Origin of the sequence: Peribacillus sp. S4 (genome assembly GCF_046715815.1) — a bacterium.
GTDB lineage: Bacteria > Bacillota > Bacilli > Bacillales > DSM-1321 > Peribacillus > Peribacillus frigoritolerans.
Genome location: NZ_CP175708.1, coordinates 4093187 through 4117158 on the forward strand (window position 1 = coordinate 4093187; position 23972 = coordinate 4117158).

The window sequence follows — 23972 nt, forward strand, 5'->3', positions numbered from 1 at the left end:
AATTCCGCTGATGAAAATTGATAAACTTCATTCACTGGAAAGACCCCCTTACCAAAGAGATAAGGAGATCATTATAAAAAACAGGAAGTCATGCTTTCCAGGTTTCTTTCAAAGCTATTTTCACGGTATCCCTGACAATCATGATTTCTTCATTGGTTGGGATGACCATGACTTTGACAGGTGAATAAGGTGTATTGATGAACGCTTCCTTGCCCTTGGTATGATTGAGATCCTTATCCCAATATACCCCCATGAACTCAAGTCCCTCCAAGATACGCCCTCTAATCTTTTGACTGTTTTCACCGATGCCCGCTGTAAAAATGATGCCGTCCACACCTCCCATTTTAGCTGAATAGGAGCCAATGTACTTGTGAATCCGATCTGCAAATACTTTAAGTGCGAGTTCAGCCCGCTCATTTCCTTTATCCGCTTCAACTTGAATATCGCGCAGGTCGCTGGAAAATCCGGAAAGGGCTAGCATGCCGCTTTCCTTATTCAGGACATCCAGCACTTCATCTGCAGTTTTTCCCGTCTTCTCCATGATATAAGGAATCAGTGCAGGGTCGATGTTCCCTGACCGCGTTCCCATGGTAACACCGGCCAAGGGAGTAAACCCCATTGATGTATCAATCGATTTGCCTCCCTTTATGGCCGTAATGCTTGCACCATTCCCTAAATGGCAGGATATCAATCGAAGCTGTTCAATAGGGCGGCCAATCATTTCGGCAGCCCGCTGCGATACATATTTATGTGAAGTACCATGAAACCCATACTTCCTTATTCCGTACTTTTCATAATATTCAAGAGGTAAGCTGTACAAATAGGAACCTGCTGCCATCGTTTGATGGAAGGCCGTATCGAATACCGCAACCGCTGGCACATCATCAAGTATTCGCCTGAAGGCTTGGATTCCGGTGATATTGGCTGGATTATGAAGGGGCGCCAACTCGGAAAGCTTTTCGATTTCCTCTATTACATCCTCCGTGATCAAGACCGAGTCACTGAATACCTCGCCGCCATGCACCACCCGATGCCCTACGCCATCTATCTCTTCAAAGGAGTCAATGATGCGATGGTCAATGAGCTTTTTCAATAAAAGCCCTACAGCCACTTCATGATTGGGTATATCCACCGTTTCAGAAACATTTTCGCCTTCGACGCTTAAAGTGAAGGCGGAATTTTTCAAGCCGATTCTTTCTACAATACCTTTTGTAATTACTTTTTCACTAGGCATCTCAAAAAGCTGAAACTTCAATGAAGAGCTGCCCGCATTAATAGCCATGACTTTTGACATCGCTCCTGCTCCTTTACTCTAAGTTAGTTCTTCCATGTTCATCTCAATGAAACGTGCAGTGTATAGTACAATCTTATCATGGCATGCGATTTCAACCAAATGATAACGAAGAATTGCAATAATCATTCCTTCAAAAAAAAATGAAAGCCAATGCCTGCGGCATCAGCTTTCATTGATTATTTTTCCTCTTTAAACCAATCATCCATCTGTTGCATGACAGACCTTGTCGCTTCGAAATCCGACAACTTCGGAAGTTGTACAAGCAATGCCTTCTTCGGAGCTTCGATCCCCTCTTTTTTCTTTTGAAGGATCAGGATGCTTTTGGCAGCCGATTCATTCTTGAACATGGAAAGCGGCAGTTGCACCATCCCTTGGATATGTGTATGCTTCTTCAGGAAATCATTGAGTTTCGGAGCTTCCTCCGAGACGAACAGGTTATTCGGGACAATGAAGAATAGGTGTCCGCCATCCTTCGCGTGTTTAACACCTTGTTCAATAAACAAATGATGTGCATACGAATGTCCCTTGTCGGCCTTCAATTCATATTCAGCTGCACGCACATCATTCGGGTAATAACCAATCGGCAAATCACTGACCACAACATCTGAAGGATCGATGAAAAGTGGCTCCAAGCTGTCCTGATTGAAAAATTCCAGTGGATGTTCTTGCAGGTTGGCACCAGCATAAGCAAGCCTGATCAAGGTTTCATCAATCTCGACACCATATGAAGCGATGTTCTTATCAGTAAGCTGATTCATGATCGCAAATAGTAAGTTCCCCGTCCCAATGGCTGGATCGAGCATGACTATCTCTTTTTGGTCCTTGGTGAATTTACCGACTAAATAGCTGACGAACATGCCGACTGCATCAGGAGTCATATGATGATTCGGCTGAACGCTCTGCTGCATGCCTTTTAAAATGGCAAGCTGATACGCTTTACGGATTGCTTCCTTCTCATATTTCTCTGGTGAAAAATCTGCATAATGCTTCGCTAACCTTTTCTTCGATACTTCACTGATTTCATCCTGCAGGACTTTCCCTTGGAAGAAATTCTCGCCCGTTTCGCCCAAGGCGTCCAGATACGTACATGATAGTTCACTTTGCAATATTTGAGCTGTTTCATCAAATTCATAAAATAATTGTTCAACTGGGGTAGACTTCACTTATTAATTCCTCCTGTTTGCTTCTGTCCCTATTTTAAAGGTAAGAAGAAAGAGATACAAGCCGTACGTCCTGCTCATCATTCTTCGATTATTTAACGTACCGTTTTCTTTTTTGAAATTATTAAATACAAGGTGTAAAATTCGGACGTTGATTTCCACTTCAGGCACTCGCTTTCCGCGGGCGGTCGGGAAGCCTCCTCGGCTTGCGCCTGCGGGGTCTACCCTAGACACGCTTTTCCCAGCAGGAGTCTCGTTCCTTACGTTCCATTCAACTTTGTTTTGAAATTTAGATAGAAAACCTTTTGTCTAAAAAAGTGGCTTGGATTGTCACAACCCGAACCATGAAATGTTATTGGGGGACTTGATTCCGCTCCAGGCACTCGCTTTCCGCGGGCGGTCTGCCCTCGGCTTGCGCCTGCGGGGTCTACCCTAGACACGCTTTTCCCGCAGGAGTCTCGTTCCTTACGTTCCAAGCAACTTTGTTTTGAAATTTAGATAGAAATCTTTTGTCTAACAAAGTGGCTAGGACTGGTCACCATGAAATGTTATTGGGGGACTTGATTCCGCTCCAGACACTCGCTTTCCGCGGGCGGTCGGGGAGCCTCCTCGGCTTGCGCCTGCGGGGTCTCCCTGGACACGCTTTTCCCGCAGGAGTCTCGTACCTTACGTTCCAATCAACTGTGTTTTGAAATTCAGATAGAAAACCTTTTGTCTAAAACGGGTTGTTTTGTTGCCCTGTAATTTTTTATTACTTGGATAGGCTCAATGAAGGCCCAAACAGAATACCATGCATGAGGTGGTGATTATATATGGATAATCAATATCAAAACTATCATGGGCAGGTTAATCCGGTAAATCAGCAACATGATATTCAGTCAGCAGATGAATTTAACAGGCAACAGCAGGGGTTTCAACAAGGTTTTCGTCAAGGATTTCGTCAGGGGTATCGACAAGGATATCGAGAAGGATTTCGAGCAGGGCAACAAGCGGGGTTTTTCCCAGGACCAAGACAAATGCCATCGTGGCCTAATGAAATTGACATAAGAGTTGGAACACCTAATGGTCAGGAATGGTCTGGCAAGGTTGTTTTACCACAAAATGGTCCGACATTCGAGCCTTAACTGAATCCAGATATAATAAATGATACCCTTCAATTGAAATGAAATGTATCGATCGACACAACTTTCCAATGAACATTAAATCCTAAAAAGGACCTGTCCACTTCAACGTCATGGTTTTTATCAACAAGAAAATCAACATTATAACAAAAAACCGGGCACATTGTGCCCGGTTTCTTAAATTCGCATCTTATTTTGCCGCTTTCGCCGCTTCGATTGCACCTTCGTAATTTGGATGGTTCGTACCTTCACTCACATATTCTACATATGTGATTTCATCAGAGCTGTTCACAACGAATACAGAGCGAGCCAATAGACGAAGTTCTTGCATGACGACACCATATGCTTCACCGAATGAAAGGTCACGGTGATCGGAAAGAACTTGAACATTGTCCAAGCCGCTGGCAGCACACCAGCGTTTTTGCGCGAAAGGAAGGTCGTTACTGATCGTCAGTACTTTCACATTATCCAATTTTGCCGCTTCTTCGTTGAATTTACGTGTCTGTGCATCACATACGCCTGTATCCACGGATGGAACAACGCTGATAATGCGGACAGAACCTTTGGAGTCGTTTAAAGTAACCGGTGATAAGTCATTAGCCAATACTGTAAAATCAGGTGCTTTGTCCCCAACTTTTAGTTCTTGTCCCACTAAAGTGATCGGGTTGTTCTTAAATGTAACTGAAGCCATTAATAATTCCTCCCTTTTCTGCTATATGTACAAGCATAATAATATTTGTTTTGCCGGAATTTTGCAATTAATTGAATCAGGAAATGTGAATGATGCATGCACAAGTTCGCCATCCGAGCTTTTTTCGGTGCAAAGGAAGAATGCAGCAAAAAGAAAAACTCGGCGGATGCCGAGTCGCAATTAGAAGTCTATATCCTGTTTAGGTTCTTGGTACCTGTTTACAGCTGGTTGACTGCCGCCTTGGTATTGATTATTTCCTTGGTTTTGATTATTGCCTTGCTTTTGATAATTGTCTTTCTTGGATAGCATGGACTGAATCTTATCGACGACTTGAGGAGCTAAATCCATCATTTTTTCTAGAAGGTGCGTCCCTTCATCGAGATGAATCATTTTCACTCCATGGGAACCGACAATCAAAAAGGCAATTGGTGTTATGGAGACCCCACCGCCGCTACCGCCGCCAAAAGGCTGCTTGGAACCGCCTTGCTGTCCTTGATGGTTTCCATCCATCACAAATTCGCTGCCACCGGCTGCAAAACCAAACCCCACTTTGGATACAGTTAAAATGACACTTCCATCCGGAGTTTCTACCGGATCCCCAATGATCGTGTTCACATCGACCATTTCTTTAAGATTTTCCATCGCTTCTTTCATTAAACCTTGGATCGGATGATCTGACATTTAAATTCCCTCCACTCTAGAACGATTGTTTATTGGAATCACCTGATAGCTTCGCTAATTTACTCGACTTGAAATGCGGCTTTCCGCCTTTCCAATAACGAAGCAGTTTTATTCCAGTCACCATAGCCTGCCCGATTCTGAATTGTAATATGCAGGAAATCGACGTATTTGCCTGCCATCTCTGAAAGTCGGGTGTAATGGAATAGGAGGGCATGATCCGAAAGTTGAAATAGGTTGTCAGCAAACCGATGATTGAACCTTTAAGTGCCCAGCATGCACCAGTTAAAACACCGGTGTGTGCAGCGTTTTTAGTACCGACCTTACTATGCCAGGTGAATTTTTTGACTTGGATTTTCCCAGCGAATTTACGGACGATCTTATGGAATCCGATTATATGCTGAAGCGTTTCCAGAATGTCTGCGAATCCGTCCCGCAAATCTTCGGCTGTGATTTTTTTCTTTTCTTCCTTATTTGTTTTTCCGTTCATTTCTTGCTCTTTCTTTACTACTGCAGTTCCCGAGTCATCTTCCATTTTTATGACCGGAACCTTGAATGTATAGTGAAAAAGCCCATACCAAGCTGATAATTTAATATGTATTAGGTCATTCGCTTGGACACGCTTGTAGTCGATGGACACTCTTACTTTAGTAAAAATAACAATAAGCAGCACCAAAATGAGGATACCCATAATCATCAAAAGCCACTTCATGCACCTACACCCCTTCAGCCTATCATTATCGGCATATACAAAAAAAAATAAACCTGCAAAAGCGAAAATCACGCTCTTACAGATTTATGAATGGAAGAAATCATCTTCTGATCAACACAACGCCCGTGTCTGCAAAGACATCATGCAAAGCCTGTTTCTTCGGTAATAGGCCTGCCAAGAGATATCCAATCCAGGTTACTTTTGAAATATAGCGGCCAATCAGCTCCCTGAACAATATCGTGCTCCATGAAATGGTTTTTTTCTCTTCCTTCAAGGCAACCACTTTCAGTCCAAAAATCATCTTGCCAAGGGTTTGATTCAAGAATTTGGTCATCAATACAAAGTATAAGAAAAATACGATCCCCGTTAAGAAGCCCTCTGCGGAGAACCAGAGGTCATCTGTCCCTTCATAAAATTTAAAGATGGGATGAATCAAAATCCGGTTCAAGCTTCCGATAACCAATAGATCGGCTAAATAGGCCCAAAACCTCATCCAAAAACCAGCAAAATGCACTTTTTTGACTTCATCATCACCCACAGCCTTTTTGGCTGATGTAAATTCCTGCTGAACGGGAACCTCTTGATCTGCCATTAGATTGGATGAAGCGATTTGTTCATTGTTTTCATTTCTTTCCGTCATCCTTCAGCCCCCCTATTCCGCATACAAATACATTAAGCGTGGAGAATTTGAAGAGGAAAGGATTTTTGTCAAGACTGCCGTTTCCACATCATTTCCCAACATTTTTTGCGCACCCATACTGAATAATGAACCGAAACCTGCCTCATCTGTATAACGGATAACTTGAGCATCCTTTTTACCGATATCCGTTTTCATTGCGGCAATTACATCATCCAAATGGCCGAAATCATCGATTAGATGATTTTCTTTAGCCTGACGTCCATCATAAATGCGTCCATCAGCAATTTCCCTTACTTCCTTCTCTGTCATTCCGCGTCCGTCAGCAATGACTTTTACAAATTGATCATAAGAATTATTAATCATATTCTGCAGTATTTCACGTTCTTCCCCAGTCATTTCCCGGGTTGGACTCATAATATCTTTGTGTGGTCCGCTTTTGATGGTTTCGAACTCGACACCATACTTCTTGGCCAGCTTCTCGTAATTATACCCATGCATGATGACTCCAAGTGAACCCGTCATCGTTTCTGGGCTGGCATAAATCTTGTCGGCTGGTGCAGAAATATAATATCCGCCTGAAGCAGCCATAGACCCCATTGATACATAAACAGGTTTTTTCACTTTCTTGATATCAAGGATCTTTTCATGAATCTCTGCACTTTCGACGACACCGCCGCCTGGAGAATTCACTCGAAGGATAATCCCTTTGATATCATCATTTTCCTCTGCCATCTTCAGCTTATCCATGAAGGCACGGTGATTATATGTTGCTGAACTAAGTAATGAGGCTTCTCCTGTATCTTGAATCGTGCCCTCTACATCAAATACGGCAATAACATTAGTGTAATCATCGCCTTCTATGACTTCCTCGTAAAATGCACTTTCGGAAGCAAATAATTCATCAATGATATTTTCCGTATCCGCTGTAAATAGAGTAGTGGCCGCCCCTACAGCAATAGATACAAAAAATAAAACGGCTGCGATTCCAAGTGCAGCCCAACGCTTTCCATTCATCTGTTTTCCCCCTTAAATATATGTATCCTTCTTACCATACGAACTAATACCAAAAATGTTTCATTCCATGATAAACTAAGACATATAAAATTGTAGCAAATAATCCTCAAATTGGAAATGCATTGGTCCATTTTGCACAAATTTCATTTATTATAAACAGGGTTTAGAAAGCCCTTTCATCACCATACATACTAGGGGGGATACGATGGATACTCGAAGGAATATTTATTTTTTTCATGCACCGAATGAAGAGATGCTCAGCAAGGTTGAATACTTATCAGACTTGGCGGAGCAACATTCGTATGAAGTCATCCAGGATTTCACAAAAGCGAACATCATCGTAAGCATCGGTGATGACGGCACATTCCTGCAGGCAGCCCGTAAAACCGGGTTCAGGGATGACTGTTTATATGCGGGCATTTCCACGACAGGTAACTTGAATATGTATTGCGATTTCCACTTGGAAGACAGTGATAAAATGATTGAAGCCATGACAAGGGAGCAAATCGAGGTGCGTAAATATCCAACCATCTCTATCCAATTGGACGATCAGCCCTCCTTCTATGCCCTTAATGAACTCAGTATCCGCTCTTCGATCACCAAAACGTTCATCATGGATATTTTCATTGATCAACTCCATTTTGAAACTTTTCGCGGGGACGGGATCATCATTGCGACTCCGACCGGAAGCACCGCCTATAATAAATCGGTCAATGGGGCCGTTGTCGATCCCCTTCTCCCTTGCTTCCAAGTGAGCGAGCTTGCTTCCGTCAATAATAATACCTATCGGACCCTAGGCTCCTCATTCATCTTAAGCGGTGCTAAGACGTTGACCGTCCACCTTGAACAAAACGGACCAAGCTATCCGATCGTCGGAATGGACAATGAAGCGTTAAGCATCAATCATGTCGAAAAGGTAAAGGTCCGGTTAAGCGGTAAGGTCATCAAGACCGTTAAGCTAAAAGACAATTCCTTTTGGGAAAAGGTTAAAAGGACCTTTCTTTAAACGAAAGGCTGTTTTCACATAATTTGTTGCTATTTACCAGGTAGTGAGTTGTGGTTGATTTCCCCTCCAGAGGCTCGCTTTCCTTGGTGCGGGCGGTGAGCCTCCTCGGCGTAAACGCCTGTGGGGTCTCACCTGTCCCGCTGCTCCCGCAGGAGTCTCGCACTTCCTCTCCAATCAACCTTAAATAGTTTCGTTTTAAAAACAACAATCTTTACGAAAAGAGCCAAACGAAAAAAGGTACCGGATATAATAACCGGTACCTTTATATATGATAAAAATCTTTCGTATTTTGATAAAGGGCTTCATAGACATCCTCAATCGGCAATCCTTTAATCGAAGCAATTTGACGCACACTTTCATGCATCATGCCGGGATGGGTCCATTCCCCATTGAAAACCCCTTCAAACGGCCATGGTCCATCCGTTTCTATCATCATCAGCTTAAGTGGATAGGCCGAAACTAATTCCTGTATTTCCCTCTCATAACAAACATCAGGTGTAATCGAAATGCGGTAGCCCTTTTCGGCCATTCTTTCAACTGTCCGGATATCGCCTTTAAACCAATGAAAGTGTGCCCTTGTAATTTGATGCTTATCCAAAAGGTCACAAACGATAGGTGCATCGTCATGGACGGCATGAAGGATAACCGGCTTTTCAATCTCTTTAGCTAAGGTCAGGAACCTCTCCAGTATCACTATATATGCTGTGTTATCAATATTGGGGTTTTCCTGCCTTAAGTAATAGGGCAGCCCAACCTCGCCTATGGCAACCATATCGTGACGATGTTCCCGTATCCAGCTCAATAATTCATACACTTCTTCATCACTCGGGAGGGGCTGCTCTGGATGAAAACCAAAGGCAGGCTTAATTCGTGAATCTTTAAGTGAAAGCTGATAATTGTTAATCGAAGAAGCCAAATTCATGGAAACAGTCAGCAAGGATTCCAACTGAACCTTTTCCATGTCTTTTTGGATTTGCTTCCGCTTAACAATATCATACTTATCCAAATGGATATGGCTGTCGATGATTCTCAAATGGTATCGCCTCCTTACTTAAGTAGTGAAAGTTGGCTTGAGTGCTGCATATAATTCTCTCTTCAAATGAATAAATTCATCACTAAGAAGCTGTTCTTCTCTTCTTGGCCTTGAAAATGGAACTTTCACTTCTTTGATGACAGCAGCCGGTTTTGCTGATAACACATAAATTCTATCTGATAGGAAAACCGCTTCATCTATGCTGTGAGTGACAAAAAGCACCGACCTCCGATTTTCTTCCCAAACAGACAACAGCCATTGTTGCATTTGCAATCTAGTCAGTTCATCCAAGGCAGAAAAGGGTTCGTCCAGGCACATCAAGTCCTGTGGACTTAAGATACTCCGAATGAATGCCGCCCTTTGCTTCATGCCTCCAGATAATTCATGGGGATATGCTTTATCGTATTCTTCTAAACCAGCTTTCATCAAAAGGTTTTTTGCCTTTTCTTTATCTCTGGTCCCAGCAAGTTCACTTCCAAGCAAAACATTTTCCAATACCGTTCTCCAAGGTAAAAGGGAAGGCTGCTGAGGCATATAGCTGATATGTCCCTTTAAGCCATTTATCTTTTTACCATCCAATGAAATGATGCCATGATCAGGCTTCAAAATCCCGCCGATCAAGTGGAACAATGTACTTTTACCGCTTCCCGATGGCCCAAGGATCGTAACGAATTCCCCATCATTCACTTGGAAATTCATATTCTCCAATATATTCTGCTTACCATCGAAAGAATAGGATACGTCTTTAATTTCCAGCTTCACCCTTTTCGCCCTCCTTTCTCTTCCAAGAAACCAAGTATTTCTCCAGGAAAGTGATGATTCCAAAAAAAATCAGGCTCATTCCCATAATGATGAAAATGGCTACAAACACCCGATCTGTCCTGAACGCTGAAGAAGCGAGAGTCATATAAACACCAATCCCCGATTTTGCCCCAAGCCATTCCGAAATAACCGCACCCATTACACTATAGGTAGCCGAAATTTTCAGGCCGGAGAAAATGAACGGGATCGAGTGAGGAAGTTCCAGCTTCCAAAATAACTGGTTTTTCCCCGCTCCCATCATCTTGAAATAATGCTTAAGCTCGTATGGTGTCTGGCGAAAACCGTCCAATGATGCGACCGCAACCGGAAAAAAACATACAAGTGAAATCACGATTAACTTAGGCAGCATGCCAAAGCCAAACCAGATCACCAAAAGCGGCGCCAAAACAATGATAGGTATATTTTGTGATAGTATGAGCAGAGGATAAACCGCTTCCTTCACACCTGGAAATAGGTGCAGGATTGCCGCGATCAATAAGCCGATGCAGCTTCCAATAAAAAAACCTGACAACGCAAGCTCGGTTGTGGATATAAGGTGTCCGTAAAGATTGCGGGACGACTCAATTCCTTCAATGAAAATGGCCGATGGAGCGGGAAGCAGCCATTCTTCAACTTTCAATAAGACTGTCACTGACTCCCATACTATCAGCAACAATAATAAAAGAAAGAAGGGAGCCCCCTTCTTCCAAATTCCCCTTCCGATCATGCCCGATATTTCTCCGTTAACGTATCCATCGTAATCCCGCTTGGCTGATATAATATTTTCACTTGGGAAATGACATTCGGCGATCCTATTTCAATCATTCTTACATTCATTTTTTCTATCACGGCAAAAAGCTCGGAAAGCTCCCCCTCCATTGTCGTTTCAAGCGGGTGAACCTCATACTTGACACCTGATTCTTCAATGATCTTGATTGCTTCATCGACCATAGGGATGACATTTTCCCCTTTAGGAATAATTTGTATACTAATTAATGAATTGGCCATTGTATTTCCTCCTATTTTGGTAAAAATTCATTGGTAAATGCCTTTTCAGGATCGAAATCACCTTCAAGAAGCTTATTTTCAGTCATCCACTCACTGTAATTCTTCCAAATTTTAAGCTTTTGTTCACCCCATCGCGGAGCATCATCCTGATACTTGGCTGCAAGCCACTCCTGGCTTTTCTTCACTAGTTTTGGATCAAGATCCGGTGCAGACTCAATTAACATATCTGCTGCATCATCAGGATTCTTAATCGCATACCGGTACCCTTTCGAAGCTGCATGGACGAATGCTTTAACAGTCTTGGGATCTTCTTTTATCATCTTTTCATTTGTAGTCAAAACAGGCGTATAGTAATCAAGCTTATCAGAGTATTCGGTTAAGTACACCATATTAAGCTTTTCATTTCGCAACTCAGCCTCAATGCCTGTCCAACCATAATAAATCCAGGCAAAATCTATATCCCTTTTAACCGAAGTGAAAAAATCCATGTCTCCTGTATTGACTATGTCCACTTTATTTACATCCGCATTTTCCTTTTTCATGAGTGAATCAATAATGGCCTTTTCAACCGGAGATCCCCAGCCACCATACGTTTTCCCTTCAAAATCCTTGGGAGTCGTAATGTCCTTAGCCTCAGGGGAAGCGAATCCCGAAGTATTATGCTGGATGACGGCAGCTACCGAAACAATCGGCACACCCTGTACGCGGGCCTGCGTTATGCCCTCTTGATAGCTCACGCCAAATTCAGATTTCCCTGAAGCGACAAGCTTATCAGCTCCAGCTTCACCTGGCATGATAATTTCCACATCAAGACCTTGTTCTTTAAAATAACCTTTTTCCTTGGCTACATACAATCCTGTATGGTTTGTATTCGGTGTCCAATCGAGCACGACCGATACCTTCTTTAATTTTTCATTTTTAGATGCTTCTTCTTTTTCATTAGTTCCGCCTGCTCCGCATCCAGCTAAAAGGAAGAACGAAGTTAACAGTGGTAAGAATTTATTCAAGTCATTATCCTCCTACACATCTTATAAGATTCATATGCCGGAACCATAATAGGGCTCCAGGGCTATTCAAATACTGGATAAAAAAGCAAAAAACGCCCGAAGATGAATTCGGACGTTAACATACAAAACAGAAAATCAGTCATAATATGTTCCCTCCGCTGGCATCACCCAGATCAGGTTCAAAGAGTCAGCATCTAATGGATGCAATCTCAGCCAGCAGTACTGGCCCCCCTACATTTCTCGCACATATGAACTTTTCTCTCTCATTATATCAATTCATAGGGAAAAAGGAATACTAATTTGCTTCTTCTCTCTAATTGGAAATGTATTCCTGGCACTTCAGGATACTTGCAAATAGTCATTTCTTTTCAAGCATTCATATAATGAGCATTACATGTAGACATTTTTGTTTACTTGTTTTATTAAACCCTTAATTTCATAAGCAAAAGGTGGATATGTCATGATAAAGATTAATCACAAATGGTTAGATGTCAGTCAAATCCAACCAGGTACAGCCTCTGCCAAATCGCTTGAAACTCTTCAATGCTTGGCGGAAGATTCTAACGTTTTTGAATACCGGAACTTTGGGGATTTTAATTTCGAGATACAGCTGAGGAACCGAGTCATAGAGGCAGCTATTGCGTTGGATAAAAGCGGTCCGGATTTTTCCACACTTGAGGAGTCTCAATCCAATCAACGTTATTGGCACCTTTCAAAGGATGGCACCTTTACCCTCCAGCCAGGGATTCTCCCTCATGCTGCGCTCGTTGACATTTTCATGAATGGAGGGCTTTATGCCTTCGAATGCGGTACAGCAATGGTCGTCACTTTTTTAAAGGCGATTTTGGATTTGATCGGCCCTAGGAATTTCGACCATCTTTTTTCAGACCTATTTTTATATGACTTTCGCCCTCCACAGAATATGGCTCTCATTATTCATCAAGGAAGGGATTATTTACCAGGTGATTGCGTTTACTTCAAAAACCCTGATCACGACTTGGCAACCCCTGAATGGCAAGGTGAAAATGCCATATTATTAGGGAATAACCTCTTTTATGGCCACGGGATCGGGATTACCACTGCACAGGGAATCATCGATGAATTAAATAGCAATAGAAAGCCATTCGCCACCATATCAGCATTTCTGACAACGCATATCATTTCCCTGGATAGTTCCTTCTATAGACAATTCCAACTAAATAACCCCCGTGCCAAGCCCGATAACAGTCCTGCCAGCCTTTCCAATTGTATTGTTTCTGAAATAGGTTCGAAGATATACCTTTCATGACCCTGGCATTTCGCCTATGCCATAAATCCGTTTTATTGAATGTCGACATAAAAAAATGCTTGGGCAGAAAATTCCCCAAGCATTTTTTTCTATTCAAGCACCAATATTCCCTTTGCCTTTGAACCTGCGGGCACTTGCCTGCCCCCATTTCGTTATGGATAGTGTATAAACAGCCAAGGCTGACCATATGAACAAAAAGGCTAAAAGATGTGCTTTGGTGAAACTTTCATGATAGACGAATACCCCGATCAATAAAGATAAGGTCGGAGCGATATACTGAAAAATGCCAAGCATCGATAACGGGATCTTCTCGGCCCCTTTTGCAAAATATAAAAGAGGCAATGCCGTGGCAATCCCGCCGCCCACCAACAGCAAGCTTGTGCTCCCGTCTGTAAAGAATTGCATTTCCGACCTGTTCATCAAGTAAATCAGGTAACCTAGGGCCAGAGGCGTTACCATCATCGTTTCGAGCGTCAGCCCGATTGCCGATTCGGCCTTGATCATTTTTTTTGCCAGACCGTATAATCCAAAGGTCATGGCCAAAACAAGAGAGATCCACGGGATCGTGCCGAAATGAATGCCAAGTATCAAGACTCCGATTCCTGCAAGCAGGAATGAAATGATTTGGGCCCCGCTCAATTTTTCTTTTAAGACTATCACTCCCAATAGTACACTGACGAGCGGATTGATATAATATCCAAGGCTCGTGTCGAGGATTCGTCCTGAGTTAACGGCCCATATGAACACTCCCCAATTAGCTGTAACAAGCAGTGACGCCGTTAGTAATGCCGTAAAGAGTTTCGGATTGCCCATTATGTTTTTGACATAATCTAGAAACGCCTGCCATTTTTTCATGAACATCAATAAAACCAGCATGAACACGAAAGACCATAATACCCTCTGAGCTAAAATTTCTATTGCACCGACTCCCTGAAGGAACTTCCAGTAAACCGGCACAACTCCCCACATCATGTAAGAAAGGGCTGCATAAATCGCCCCTTCTTTTTGTTGATCCACTTTCATAACAAGCCTTCTTTCCATTTACATTCCTTTATCTAATTCCATCTAACAATTTTGTATTTCCATTTCTTTTTTTGCAACTGTTAATTTTTATCATACATGATTTTGTCATCGATGACCGTCATGACCGCCTCAGCTTTCAGGAGATCATCCGGTGCAACAGCAAAGACATCCAGATTAAACACGGTAAAATCGGCATCGTACCCTTTATTGATCACACCGCGGCGTTTTTCCTGGCCGATTGCTGCAGCACTCCCTTTGGTATACAATGCGAAAGCCTCGAAAACGGAAAGCCTTTCAGACAAACCATATACGGTACGGTCCTCACTGTTGATTTTCATCCTTGTGACAGCGGCATGAATGCCCAAAATCGGATTTAATGGTTCAATGGGTGCATCCGACCCTCCCGCACAAATGATGCCCAAGTTCAAATAGGTTCTCCAGGCATAGGAGGATTCCAATAGATCGGCTGGTACCTTTTCTTCCACCCACGGAAAATCGGACGGAACGAACCCCGGTTGAATATCAAAGATTACCGGCAGCTTTGCCGCCCGCTCCAAAAGCTCCGGCCGTACAATCTGCGCATGGATGAGCCGGTCCCTCTGTCCCTTTTTCGGGGGGAGGGCTTCAATTGCATTCAATACGTATTCAAAAGCGAGATCGCCAATCGCATGGACAGCAATCGGCATTCCGGCAGCCCTTGCTTTTTTCACCCATTCCTGAAGCTCGTTTTCAGTGAATATCGCGACTCCATTCGTATTCTTTTGATCTACATAAGGTTCGCTCAACAGGGCTGTGCGTCCGCCTAAGGAGCCGTCGGTAAAGATCTTCATGCTGTCGAATTTGATATATCGCGTACCTTTCTGATAGCCGCCGCCTGCTGCCAGCATTTCTTCTAACGCTTCGTGATGGACGAGCAAGTTGGCGCGAAAGGCCATTTCCCGGTCCTCGATTACCGATTTAAACGCCTGATATGTCGGCATGAAGCCATTGTAGTAATGGAGGTCCTCGGTATGACCGCCAGTCAAACCTAGCTTATATGCGTCTTCTATGGCCTCTGTGAGCGCGTTTTCGATATACTCTTGATCAATGCCGGGAAGGCTGTCTAAAATAAGGTTCTGCGCCTGGCTTTCTTTAAATAATCCATTTAAACGTCCGTCAGGATAACGGCAGATCACCCCGCCTGAAGGTTCTTTTATATCTTCTTTAATATCCGCTTCCAAAAGGGCCCGGGAATTGACCACCAAGGCATGACGGCAGACCCTTTTCAATACGATGGGATGATCTGCCGATATCGCGTCAAGCTCATCCCGTAATATTAATTCAGGCCTCGGCCATTCATTTTCATTCCACCCTTCGGCAACGATCCACTTTCCGGCCGGGGTCTTTAAGCACTTTTCCTTCAAGGATTTCATGATCGACTCCCTGCTATCCATCAAAGAGAGGTCTAGACGAAGCAGTCTTTCACCATGTCCGACCAAATGAAGGTGACTATCCACTAATCCCGGCAGCATCGTTTGTCCTTTTAAGTCGATTTCCCTGGAAATATTGCCGGCATGTTCATTTTTCAAATGGTCCAGGCTGCCGGTATCAACAATTAACCCCTTATCAGTGAAGACTGCCTCCACTTTATCATTTTCTTTAACCATCGTATAAATTGACCCATTGAACCATAACGTTCCCATTCCGGCTTTACACTCCTTATTAAATGATTGTTACTGTGCAGATATGCAGTAAGTGTACCATCTCATAACACGAATTCCCATATTTATGCTTTTACCCAAGTCCCTGTCAATAAAAAAACGCCAGCCTTGAAGGCTGACGTTCATGCATTTCGATCAATTGTTAAGGAGTGCTTCTTCCCTTTTCCGTAAATCCACCCGTTTGATTTTACCTGATGTCGTTTTGGGAAGCTCTTCTAAAAATTCGATTTTCCTTGGATATTTATATGGAGCAGTCAATTCTTTCACGTGCGATTGAAGCGTCTTGATCAAGTCCTGGCTGTTCGGATCGATATCATCCATCAAGACGACATACGCCTTGACCACATTTCCCCTTATTTCATCAGGACTTGCTATTACGGCACACTCTTTAACATATGGATGCTTAACGAGTGCATCTTCCACTTCAAACGGTCCGATCGTATATCCCGAACTGATGATGATATCATCAGAACGACCCTCAAACCAGAAATAACCATCCTCATCCTTTTTCGCTTGATCGCCGGTGATATAATAGTCCCCGCGGAATTGCTGAGATGTCCGCTCGGGATCTTTAAAATATTCTTTAAAAAGAGCAGGTGTATCGACATGTACGGCAATATCCCCCACTACGCCAGGCGAACAAGGTTTACCGGAGTCATCGATGATTTCCACATGGTTGCCCGGAGTCGGTTTGCCCATGGAGCCCAATTTAATTTCCATGCCTTTCGTTACACCAACCAACAAGGTATTTTCGGTCTGTCCATACCCATCACGCACTTCAATCTGGAAATGGTTCTTAAAGACCTCGAACACTTTTTGATTTAAAGGCTCTCCTGCTGATACGGCACTATGAAGATGGGATAAATCATAATCATCAAGGTTATCCACCTTTGCAATCAATCGATACTCGGTTGGTGTACAGCATAATGCATTCACTTTGTAGTCCTGAAGCAGCTGAAGATATTTTTTCGCCTCGAACTTTCCATGATAGGCAAGGCCTGTCGCTCCTGTCCCCAGAACCGCCAGGAAAGGACTCCAGATCCACTTTTGCCACCCTGGGCCTGCAGTTGCCCAAACGACATCCGTTTCGCTGATTCCTAGCCAGTTTGCAGCGGACGTTTTCAAATGGGCATAAGCCCAGCCATGTGTATGGACGACCCCTTTTGGATTTCCTGTCGTTCCGGAAGTATACGATAAGAATGCCATATCCTCACTCTTCGTGTCAGCCATGGTCAGCTGATCGGATTCCTCATCGGCGAGCTCATTCAAATCCAGCCAATTTTCGATTCGTTTTCCGATTGAAAACTTCAGGAGGCTTTCCGCTCCTTCTATTTCATTCAATTCGTCAGTATATTCATGATAACTGATGATTCCTTTGACATCACCATGGTTGACTCGGTACTGCAAGTCCTTCGCACGAAGCATTTCAGAACAAGGAATGACAATCATGCCAATTTTCAATGCTGCTAAATACACTTGATAAGCTTCCACCAAACGGGGGATTATGATGAGGACCGTATCACCTTTACCCAGTCCTTTTTTCTTGAAGGCATTTCCAATTTTATTTGCACTTTTTAATAAATTCTCATATGTAAGTTGTTTTTTATCTCCGGTTTCGTTCTCCCAAAGTACGGCAACTTTACCTGGATCTTTTGCATAACGTTCCATTTCACTCACTAAGTTGTAATGTTCCGGAGCCAATAAGTCTTCACGCTTCATATTCTTCCCCTCCAATTATGAACTCTTAGTACCTACTCATTATACAAGATACTTCTCTAAAATTTCTATTTATTTTTACAAATTAAAAAAGAGAGCGGGTGTAGGAATCCGCTCCCTTAAGCCTGTAGACAATTCCTAAAGTGAGTTTGCCTGCAGTTTTTCTTTTTAAAAATTCCGCTGATTTTCGAAACCCTATCCCTCTCCGCCGACTGTCTGCCAAGCCTCATCAAAGCATACGCCTGTGGGGTCTCGGCTACCCAGTTATTCGGCAGGAGTGTCGCATCTCTTCATTCCAATAAGGATTACTGAAAAAAACTTAAAAGATAAACTAGTCTTAAACATATTCGGGATGTGAGCAGCCTGCAGTTTTTTCAAGAAAACATTCCAGTTGATTTCAGAGATCCGCTCCCTTTCCGCCGACTGTCTGCCAAGCCTCATCAAAGCAAGCGTCTGTGGGGTCTCGGCTAGCCAGTTATTCGGCAGGAGTGTCGCACATCTCTTCAACCCTTTAAGGAATACTGAAAAAAACTATGAAGAGTAATCTAGTCTACCTTTAAAATTTTGGTTCGGGGCGAGAGCAATTCGGAACTCCTTTTGCCGGGAAATTGATGGAACTGCCAGACTAAAGACGAATTGGAGATGAGGAGCCAGTTTCCCTACAATATTTCTTGAAAAAGAAGTTCCAGTGATTGGAACGTAAGGTACGAGACTCCTGCGGGAAAAGCGTGGCCAAGGGAGACCCCGCAGGCGAGCGCCGAGAGGAGGCTCACGGACCGCCCGCGGAAAGCGAGTGCCTGGAGTGGAAATCATTACACATACCCACTTTCAGAAACCCGTTCCCCTTCCACTGGCTGTCTGCCAAGCCTCATCAAAGCATGCGCCTGTGGGGTCTTGGCTAACCAGTTATTCGGCAGGAGTGTCGCAAATCTCTTCAACCCTTTAAGGAATACTGAAAAAAACTATGAAGAGTAATCTAGTCTACCTTTAAAATTTTGGTCGGGGCGAGAGCAATTCGGAACTCCTTTTGCCGGGAAATTGATGGAACTGCCAGACTAAAGACGAATTGGAGATGAGGAGCCAGTTTCCCTACAATATTTCTTAAAAAAGAAGTTCCAGTGATTGGAACGCAAGGTACGAGACTCCTGCGGGAAAAGCGCGGCCAAGGAGACCCCGCAGGCGAGCGCCGAGGAGGCTCACGGACCGCCCGCGGAAAGCGAGTGCCTGGAGTGGAAATCATTACACATACTCCCTTTCGGTGGGGTCTCGGCTAGCAGGAATGTCGCACTTTCCTTCATTCCAATAATGTTTCATATTATATAAAACAGTAAAAAATATGTAGTAAAACTAAGGAATTTATTAAATCGGCGTCCACGAAATTAATTCCGCAAACGTAAAGAGAGCGGGTGTTAAAACCCGCTCTCTGTAGCCATATTTATGAAATTATCTGTTGAAACCTCCGCCTAATTGTTGTTCAGCCATTTGAACAAGGCGTTTTGTGATTTCTCCACCAACTGAACCGTTAGCGCGAGATGTTGTGTCGGCACCAAGTTGTACGCCGAATTCTGTAGCGATTTCATATTTCATTTGTTGTAGAGCTTGTTCAACTCCAGGTACCAATAATTCGTTTGAGCTGTTGTTGTTTGCCATGTGTGTTTCACCTCCTTGTGATTATAGAGTGTGTTAAAACACATGGCTTCATTCGCACATTTTTATTGGTAATTAAAGGATACTAGAATAAGTCTTCCATCGCTTCTTCCTTATCGAAAGTCTGACCCGGTTTAACCGTTAATATTTCTGTTTCGGAGACCGCTTTTTCAATCAAGGATTCAAAGTCGACGAAGCTTTCATAGTAATTGACTTTTTCACGTTTCGGTTTCGTTTTTGGGCTTGCCGGCGTAAAGACCGTACAGCAATCCTCGTACGGCAGATTGGATATTTCAAAAGTATCGAGTTCTCTTGCTATTTTGATGATTTCTGTCTTATCCATGGTAATCAGCGGACGCAGGATCGGTGTATTCGTCACCTCATTGATGGCAAACATGCTGCTCATCGTCTGGCTTGCAACCTGCCCAAGGCTTTCACCGGTTATAAGTGCCATGGCTTCTTCCTTTTCACGGATGCGATCGGCGACCCGCATCATTAAACGACGGGTTGTAGTCATTGAGTAGTTTTCCGGGATTTGTTTTTGAATCAATAATTGGATTTCCGTAAATGGAACGATATGCACTTTCATGCTTCCATTTATTTCTGCCAGCTTACCTGCCAAATCAATGACCTTTTGACGTGAACGCTCGCTTGTGAACGGCGGGCTGTAAAAATGGATCGCCTCCACGTCCAATCCCCGTTTCATCGAAAGGAAGCCTGCAACAGGGCTATCAATCCCGCCTGAAAGCATCAGCATCGCCTTCCCGCTTGAACCGAATGGAAGACCGCCTGCACCCTGGATGATTTCACCTGTCAAATACACGGCTTCGCGTCTCACTTCCACCAGCAGGTTCAAATCTGGGTTCTTTACATCGACTTTTAAATCTTCTGTATTTCGGAGCAAATGCCCGCCGATTGCCCTGTTAATTTCATCGGTATTATATGGAAAATCCTTATCGGCGCGTTTTGTCGTGATTTTGAACGTGTTTACCTCTTCAAGGGTATGATTAAGGTAATACAATGCTGCCGTTTTCATCACTTCCAGATCACGCTCTATTTTTATTGCAGGGCTTAATGACTGTATACCAAAAATGCCTTTCAATCGGTCAATGACCGGCACATGGTCAGCACCGTTCAGGAGAACGTACATCCGCTCCCGGTTGGCTGTCAGCACTACGCCTTCTATATCTTTTAAACTCCAGCGGATATGTGCCTTCATTTTGTCTACAAAGCCTTTACGGTTTCTTTTTTTAGTGGAGATTTCTCCATAACGGATAATTATATGATCAAATTTCATTTAGCAACCCTCATTATTTTTTCTAAATTAGCGACTATTTTCTGTATCGCCGCCAGAACTTGCTTTGCTTCTTCCATTTCATTGCCATAGGTAGTGCTGATACGGATGACGCTTTCGGAACGAGCTGAATGATGGTACATCGCGTCCACCGTTTTGCTTACCGTCCTTTTTTTCGAAGAACAGGCACTAGTCGTCGAAACATATATTCCTTCCGATTCCAGTGCATGCAGCAATACCTCGGATTTAAGTCCCGGAACGGAAAAATTCACAATATGGGGTGCGCCCTCTTCGGGACTGTTAACCAACACCCCGTCCATTTCCTTCAAACCTTTATATAAATAAGTTTTGATTTGCTGAAGCTTATCATGATACAGCAATTGATTGTTCATACTAATACGCAAAGCCTTCGAAAGGGCGACGATTCCCGCAACATTTTCAGTGCCGCTCCTGATTTTCGTTTCCTGATTGCCACCATGGAAAAGCGGGTCGACCCGAACGCCTTCACGAACATACAGGATGCCCGTCCCCTTCAAACCGTGAACCTTGTGGCCGGAAATTGTACATAAATCCACATTGGCTTCACGCAATGATAACGAAACCTTACCTGCTCCCTGTACATTATCGACATGAAAGAGCACGTTTGGGTATTGTTTTAACAATTTGCCCACTTCAGCAATCGGCTGTATCGAGCCAACTTCATTATTAACATGCATGACGGAAACCAAAATGGTATCATCCCTCAATGCATCCTTAAGATCGGTTATATTAATTTGTCCAAATTCGTTAACGGGAAGATATGTGATCTCATATCCCATTCTCGTCAATGATTGGCATGCGTCTTCTACAGAAGGATGTTCAATCGCTGTCGTGATTATGTGTTTGCCGCGATTTCCCTGAGCGTGGGCTGCCCCTTTAATGGCTAGATTATTTCCTTCCGTTCCGCCGGAAGTGAAATATATTTCCGAACTCTTCACCTTTAATAAATCAGCAATCTGCTTTCTGGCAGCGGAAAGCAGTTTTTCGGATTGCACCCCAAGCCCATGAAGCGAAGAGGGGTTCCCGAAATAGTCCGAAGTAACCTTCATGAATGATTCGATTACTTCGGGATATGGTTTTGTTGTTGCACTATTGTCAAAATAAATCATGGGTTCACCTTCCATGTTTTTATATCTATGATGGTCACTCTTCTAAATATAAGTTTCAATGTTGCTGTTGCAACTTCTAATATTAACATAATTGAATTTGAAAGAGAATGTAAAACACTGATCCAAGAATGATAGGATACCCGCTTCTTTTTATTCCAGAGAATGATTTAACTTCCCACCTAATCTACAAAAAGAAAAAAACCCGCCATGGCGGGTTTTCAGGAAAGGACTTCTTCTATGTTCGCACCGATTTTTTGTAAACTGCCTGGGTCGACCTTTTCTATGGCAGTGGCTGCCGTTTCCAATGCTGCTTGATATTCATAGCTTCGGAATTTCGCTTCGGCTTCCCTTAGACTCTCGGCTACCATATCGTGGCTGCTTCGGTAACGATTTCCGAATTGGATCACCTTTTCGGCCAAATACATATGCTCGATCAATTCTTGGGCTTTTTCGTGGACCTTATCCACCTGTTGAACCGCTTTTTCCAAATAAATATAAACAGCGGCCATCTCAAGCGGCTTTTCTTCAAGTTTACCCTGAACGTCATCCATGCTTTCTTTGGCATCCTGAAGCACCACTTTATACTCTTCTGGAAGACCTGGAATATTGCTTTTTGAAATTAAACGTCCAGTATCGACCATTTTGCGCTTCAATTCTGCCAGTGAATCCCTGGCATCCATTTCATCTTTTCGTAAAGCCTGTAATTTAACGGTAAAGTCTTTCTGATTTTCCTGTAATTCCTTCAACTGTACTGCAAGCCCCTGCATCTCTTCGCTGATAAGCGAGCTTGCCATCACATTATCCTCCATTTTCAAGACGAGCAATTGATGGCGTTTTGAAATCTGGGCAATCTGCTTTTCCATTTTCCGTTGGGCATCGAGCTCATTTTCCGTCAGATGATACGTGTGTTGAACATGTATGGTTTCAACTTTAAGTTTATCGTTTTCATATTCAAGGTCACTAATCGTTTTCCTGAGAATTTCATCATTTTTCAAGATATACTGTTTTGAAAGTACTTCTTTTTCCAAAAGGTCATAAAGAACCTCGATGCTTTCGCGCATTTCTTTAATGCCTTTTTCCACTGCTTCCGTTTCGGCATTTTCCAATTGTGTTTTATATAGATCCAGTTCTTCCTCAAGCCGTGATATCTCCTGCTCGAATTGGATATGGCTCAACAGGTACCCCTGTCCCGACATCTCCTCATAACCATCCTTCAATTCATTAAGCTGGGAATGCAGCTCGGATTGGCTATCAACCAATAATTTTGGGAGCATTTCCATTTTAACTGACAGAACCGCCAATTTGTCCTTAATGGTGAGAACAAGCTCCCTCGCATTCAAATAATTGCCGTTCACGGTCTCTTCTTCATATTTCTGAAGGATCTGCAACACTTCATCCAAGGAGCTTTCCAGCTTATCAGCCGCTTTCCCATAATTATGCCTGTGTGCAAGCAGGGATTTCTTCAATTGACGGTAAGAATCTTTGATATCCTCAATTTCCAATCGATTCTTTTCCTCACTGCCTACGAGTTCATTCAGTTCGTATAGGATCTTTTTGATCATTTCCTCTATTTCATTCAGCTTGACTGTAATTTTGCGCTGTATCTCTTTTGATCGGCTGAAACGGTATTTATCGACGAATTCCTCGGCATCGAATAAAAGCTCTTCGACTTCGGGCATATGATCCGTAATGATGGCATCCCATTCAATGCGCCAGTTTTCGAACATTTCCTCTGTTTCACCTGTCATGTTCAATTGTTTGACTTTAGAAAGCTCTTCCAGCACGGGGCGGTGCGTGATGCTTATTTTCCAGGATTCCAGTCGATCGATTTCTTTAAAATATCTCTTTTTGAAAAAATAACCCCAAATGATGAAAATCAAAATTAATACAATTACCCCAATTATGTAATCCATGGTAAGCCCCCTGTTCTAGTCCTTACAGTCTTGCTATTTATATATGAATTGTAAAAATGTTAAATTTAATGCTTTTAT

At 43.1% G+C, this 23972-nt stretch carries 22 protein-coding genes and 1 riboswitch; of the genes, 3 read left to right on the forward strand and 19 right to left on the reverse strand.

Annotated elements, in window-relative coordinates:
* Positions 1-88: 88 nt before the first annotated feature.
* Entirely contained in the window at positions 89-1294 is a 1206-nt protein-coding gene (locus ACJ9PY_RS19410) for an acetate kinase (protein ID WP_377331027.1), read from the reverse strand.
* Between the two features lie 176 nt (positions 1295-1470).
* The gene (locus tag ACJ9PY_RS19415) at positions 1471-2457 is read right to left on the reverse strand and encodes a class I SAM-dependent methyltransferase (protein ID WP_034309170.1); all 987 of its coding nucleotides are present in this window, start codon (positions 2455-2457) and stop codon (positions 1471-1473) included.
* Positions 2458-3266: 809 nt separating this feature from the next.
* Here ACJ9PY_RS19415 and ACJ9PY_RS19420 point away from each other — a divergent pair.
* The gene (locus ACJ9PY_RS19420; RefSeq protein WP_098863997.1) at positions 3267-3578 is read left to right on the forward strand and encodes a hypothetical protein; all 312 of its coding nucleotides are present in this window, start codon (positions 3267-3269) and stop codon (positions 3576-3578) included.
* A gap of 187 nt (positions 3579-3765) precedes the next feature.
* Here the strand turns inward: ACJ9PY_RS19420 and tpx are convergent, their stop codons facing one another.
* The 5 genes from tpx to sppA form a co-directional block, all read right to left on the reverse strand.
* Positions 3766-4266: a thiol peroxidase gene (tpx, locus tag ACJ9PY_RS19425; protein WP_063575486.1), complete on the reverse strand. Its 501-nt coding sequence runs from the start codon at positions 4264-4266 to the stop codon at positions 3766-3768.
* A gap of 180 nt (positions 4267-4446) precedes the next feature.
* The gene (gene ytfJ / locus ACJ9PY_RS19430) at positions 4447-4947 is read right to left on the reverse strand and encodes a GerW family sporulation protein (RefSeq protein WP_057276717.1); all 501 of its coding nucleotides are present in this window, start codon (positions 4945-4947) and stop codon (positions 4447-4449) included.
* Positions 4948-4963: 16 nt separating this feature from the next.
* Positions 4964-5656: a DUF2953 domain-containing protein gene (locus ACJ9PY_RS19435; protein WP_063575485.1), complete on the reverse strand. Its 693-nt coding sequence runs from the start codon at positions 5654-5656 to the stop codon at positions 4964-4966.
* 100 nt (positions 5657-5756) lie between these two features.
* The gene (locus tag ACJ9PY_RS19440; RefSeq protein WP_082854555.1) at positions 5757-6296 is read right to left on the reverse strand and encodes an RDD family protein; all 540 of its coding nucleotides are present in this window, start codon (positions 6294-6296) and stop codon (positions 5757-5759) included.
* Between the two features lie 12 nt (positions 6297-6308).
* Complete coding sequence (sppA, locus tag ACJ9PY_RS19445) at positions 6309-7310, reverse strand: signal peptide peptidase SppA (protein WP_063575484.1); 1002 nt, start codon at positions 7308-7310, stop codon at positions 6309-6311.
* 205 nt (positions 7311-7515) lie between these two features.
* Between sppA and ACJ9PY_RS19450 the strand changes: the two genes are divergently transcribed.
* Entirely contained in the window at positions 7516-8316 is an 801-nt protein-coding gene (locus tag ACJ9PY_RS19450; protein WP_411738770.1) for an NAD kinase, read from the forward strand.
* Positions 8317-8578: 262 nt separating this feature from the next.
* Here ACJ9PY_RS19450 and ACJ9PY_RS19455 read toward each other — a convergent pair whose 3' ends face one another.
* The 5 genes from ACJ9PY_RS19455 to ACJ9PY_RS19475 are packed head-to-tail and all read right to left on the reverse strand — an operon-like array spanning position 8579 to position 12165.
* A complete protein-coding gene (locus tag ACJ9PY_RS19455; protein ID WP_336059182.1) occupies positions 8579-9349 on the reverse strand; it encodes a TatD family hydrolase in 771 nt (256 codons plus the stop codon).
* 18 nt (positions 9350-9367) lie between these two features.
* Positions 9368-10105 (reverse strand): ABC transporter ATP-binding protein, encoded by a 738-nt coding sequence (locus ACJ9PY_RS19460; protein WP_057277072.1) that lies wholly within the window; start codon positions 10103-10105, stop codon positions 9368-9370.
* A complete protein-coding gene (locus ACJ9PY_RS19465; RefSeq protein ID WP_187049868.1) occupies positions 10095-10877 on the reverse strand; it encodes an ABC transporter permease in 783 nt (260 codons plus the stop codon). Before ACJ9PY_RS19465 ends, ACJ9PY_RS19460 begins: the two co-directional genes overlap by 11 nt.
* Positions 10874-11158, reverse strand: coding sequence for an MTH1187 family thiamine-binding protein (locus ACJ9PY_RS19470; protein ID WP_034309193.1), 285 nt, complete (start codon positions 11156-11158; stop codon positions 10874-10876). Before ACJ9PY_RS19470 ends, ACJ9PY_RS19465 begins: the two co-directional genes overlap by 4 nt.
* Positions 11159-11169: 11 nt before the next feature.
* Positions 11170-12165, reverse strand: a complete 996-nt coding sequence (locus ACJ9PY_RS19475) for an ABC transporter substrate-binding protein (protein ID WP_411738771.1) — start codon at positions 12163-12165, stop codon at positions 11170-11172.
* Positions 12166-12298: 133 nt separating this feature from the next.
* Positions 12299-12408: riboswitch (TPP riboswitch) on the reverse strand.
* A gap of 217 nt (positions 12409-12625) precedes the next feature.
* Between ACJ9PY_RS19475 and ACJ9PY_RS19480 the strand changes: the two genes are divergently transcribed.
* Positions 12626-13453 carry a protein-glutamine gamma-glutamyltransferase gene (locus ACJ9PY_RS19480; protein WP_221408427.1) on the forward strand — a complete coding sequence of 276 codons (828 nt, stop codon included), beginning with the start codon at positions 12626-12628 and terminating at the stop codon, positions 13451-13453.
* Between the two features lie 93 nt (positions 13454-13546).
* Here the strand turns inward: ACJ9PY_RS19480 and rarD are convergent, their stop codons facing one another.
* From rarD to ezrA, 7 genes are all read right to left on the reverse strand, one after another.
* Positions 13547-14476 carry an EamA family transporter RarD gene (gene rarD / locus ACJ9PY_RS19485; RefSeq protein ID WP_048677941.1) on the reverse strand — a complete coding sequence of 310 codons (930 nt, stop codon included), beginning with the start codon at positions 14474-14476 and terminating at the stop codon, positions 13547-13549.
* Between the two features lie 80 nt (positions 14477-14556).
* Complete coding sequence (locus tag ACJ9PY_RS19490; protein WP_411738772.1) at positions 14557-16158, reverse strand: amidohydrolase; 1602 nt, start codon at positions 16156-16158, stop codon at positions 14557-14559.
* Positions 16159-16311: 153 nt separating this feature from the next.
* Positions 16312-17895 (reverse strand): acyl-CoA synthetase MbcS, encoded by a 1584-nt coding sequence (gene mbcS / locus ACJ9PY_RS19495; protein WP_048677943.1) that lies wholly within the window; start codon positions 17893-17895, stop codon positions 16312-16314.
* Between the two features lie 1440 nt (positions 17896-19335).
* Positions 19336-19542, reverse strand: a complete 207-nt coding sequence (locus ACJ9PY_RS19500) for an alpha/beta-type small acid-soluble spore protein (RefSeq protein ID WP_034309203.1) — start codon at positions 19540-19542, stop codon at positions 19336-19338.
* Between the two features lie 82 nt (positions 19543-19624).
* Positions 19625-20836: a tRNA uracil 4-sulfurtransferase ThiI gene (gene thiI, locus ACJ9PY_RS19505; protein ID WP_034309205.1), complete on the reverse strand. Its 1212-nt coding sequence runs from the start codon at positions 20834-20836 to the stop codon at positions 19625-19627.
* Positions 20833-21981 (reverse strand): cysteine desulfurase family protein, encoded by a 1149-nt coding sequence (locus ACJ9PY_RS19510; protein ID WP_411738773.1) that lies wholly within the window; start codon positions 21979-21981, stop codon positions 20833-20835. The genes thiI and ACJ9PY_RS19510 overlap by 4 nt, the downstream gene beginning before the upstream one ends.
* A gap of 218 nt (positions 21982-22199) precedes the next feature.
* On the reverse strand, positions 22200-23894 hold the full coding sequence (gene ezrA / locus ACJ9PY_RS19515) for a septation ring formation regulator EzrA (protein ID WP_057276728.1): 1695 nt from the start codon (positions 23892-23894) through the stop codon (positions 22200-22202).
* Between the last annotated feature and the right edge of the window lie 78 nt (positions 23895-23972).

Excerpts from the sequence above, each read along its gene's own strand:
- ACJ9PY_RS19465 (WP_187049868.1), bottom strand. The coding sequence starts at position 10,877 with ATGATCGGAAGGGGAATTTGGAAGAAGGGGGCTCCCTTCTTTCTTTTA.
- ACJ9PY_RS19490 (WP_411738772.1), bottom strand. The coding sequence starts at position 16,158 with ATGGGAACGTTATGGTTCAATGGGTCAATTTATACGATGGTTAAAGAA.
- ACJ9PY_RS19450 (WP_411738770.1), top strand. The coding sequence starts at position 7,516 with ATGGATACTCGAAGGAATATTTATTTTTTTCATGCACCGAATGAAGAG.
- ACJ9PY_RS19440 (WP_082854555.1), bottom strand. The coding sequence starts at position 6,296 with ATGACGGAAAGAAATGAAAACAATGAACAAATCGCTTCATCCAATCTA.
- sppA (WP_063575484.1), bottom strand. The coding sequence starts at position 7,310 with ATGAATGGAAAGCGTTGGGCTGCACTTGGAATCGCAGCCGTTTTATTT.
- ACJ9PY_RS19470 (WP_034309193.1), bottom strand. The coding sequence starts at position 11,158 with ATGGCCAATTCATTAATTAGTATACAAATTATTCCTAAAGGGGAAAAT.
- tpx (WP_063575486.1), bottom strand. The coding sequence starts at position 4,266 with ATGGCTTCAGTTACATTTAAGAACAACCCGATCACTTTAGTGGGACAA.
- ACJ9PY_RS19420 (WP_098863997.1), top strand. The coding sequence starts at position 3,267 with ATGGATAATCAATATCAAAACTATCATGGGCAGGTTAATCCGGTAAAT.
- ACJ9PY_RS19510 (WP_411738773.1), bottom strand. The coding sequence starts at position 21,981 with ATGATTTATTTTGACAATAGTGCAACAACAAAACCATATCCCGAAGTA.
- mbcS (WP_048677943.1), bottom strand. The coding sequence starts at position 17,895 with ATGAAGCGTGAAGACTTATTGGCTCCGGAACATTACAACTTAGTGAGT.
- ACJ9PY_RS19500 (WP_034309203.1), bottom strand. The coding sequence starts at position 19,542 with ATGGCAAACAACAACAGCTCAAACGAATTATTGGTACCTGGAGTTGAA.
- ytfJ (WP_057276717.1), bottom strand. The coding sequence starts at position 4,947 with ATGTCAGATCATCCGATCCAAGGTTTAATGAAAGAAGCGATGGAAAAT.
- ACJ9PY_RS19410 (WP_377331027.1), bottom strand. The coding sequence starts at position 1,294 with ATGTCAAAAGTCATGGCTATTAATGCGGGCAGCTCTTCATTGAAGTTT.
- thiI (WP_034309205.1), bottom strand. The coding sequence starts at position 20,836 with ATGAAATTTGATCATATAATTATCCGTTATGGAGAAATCTCCACTAAA.
- ACJ9PY_RS19435 (WP_063575485.1), bottom strand. The coding sequence starts at position 5,656 with ATGAAGTGGCTTTTGATGATTATGGGTATCCTCATTTTGGTGCTGCTT.
- ezrA (WP_057276728.1), bottom strand. The coding sequence starts at position 23,894 with ATGGATTACATAATTGGGGTAATTGTATTAATTTTGATTTTCATCATT.
- rarD (WP_048677941.1), bottom strand. The coding sequence starts at position 14,476 with ATGAAAGTGGATCAACAAAAAGAAGGGGCGATTTATGCAGCCCTTTCT.
- ACJ9PY_RS19480 (WP_221408427.1), top strand. The coding sequence starts at position 12,626 with ATGATAAAGATTAATCACAAATGGTTAGATGTCAGTCAAATCCAACCA.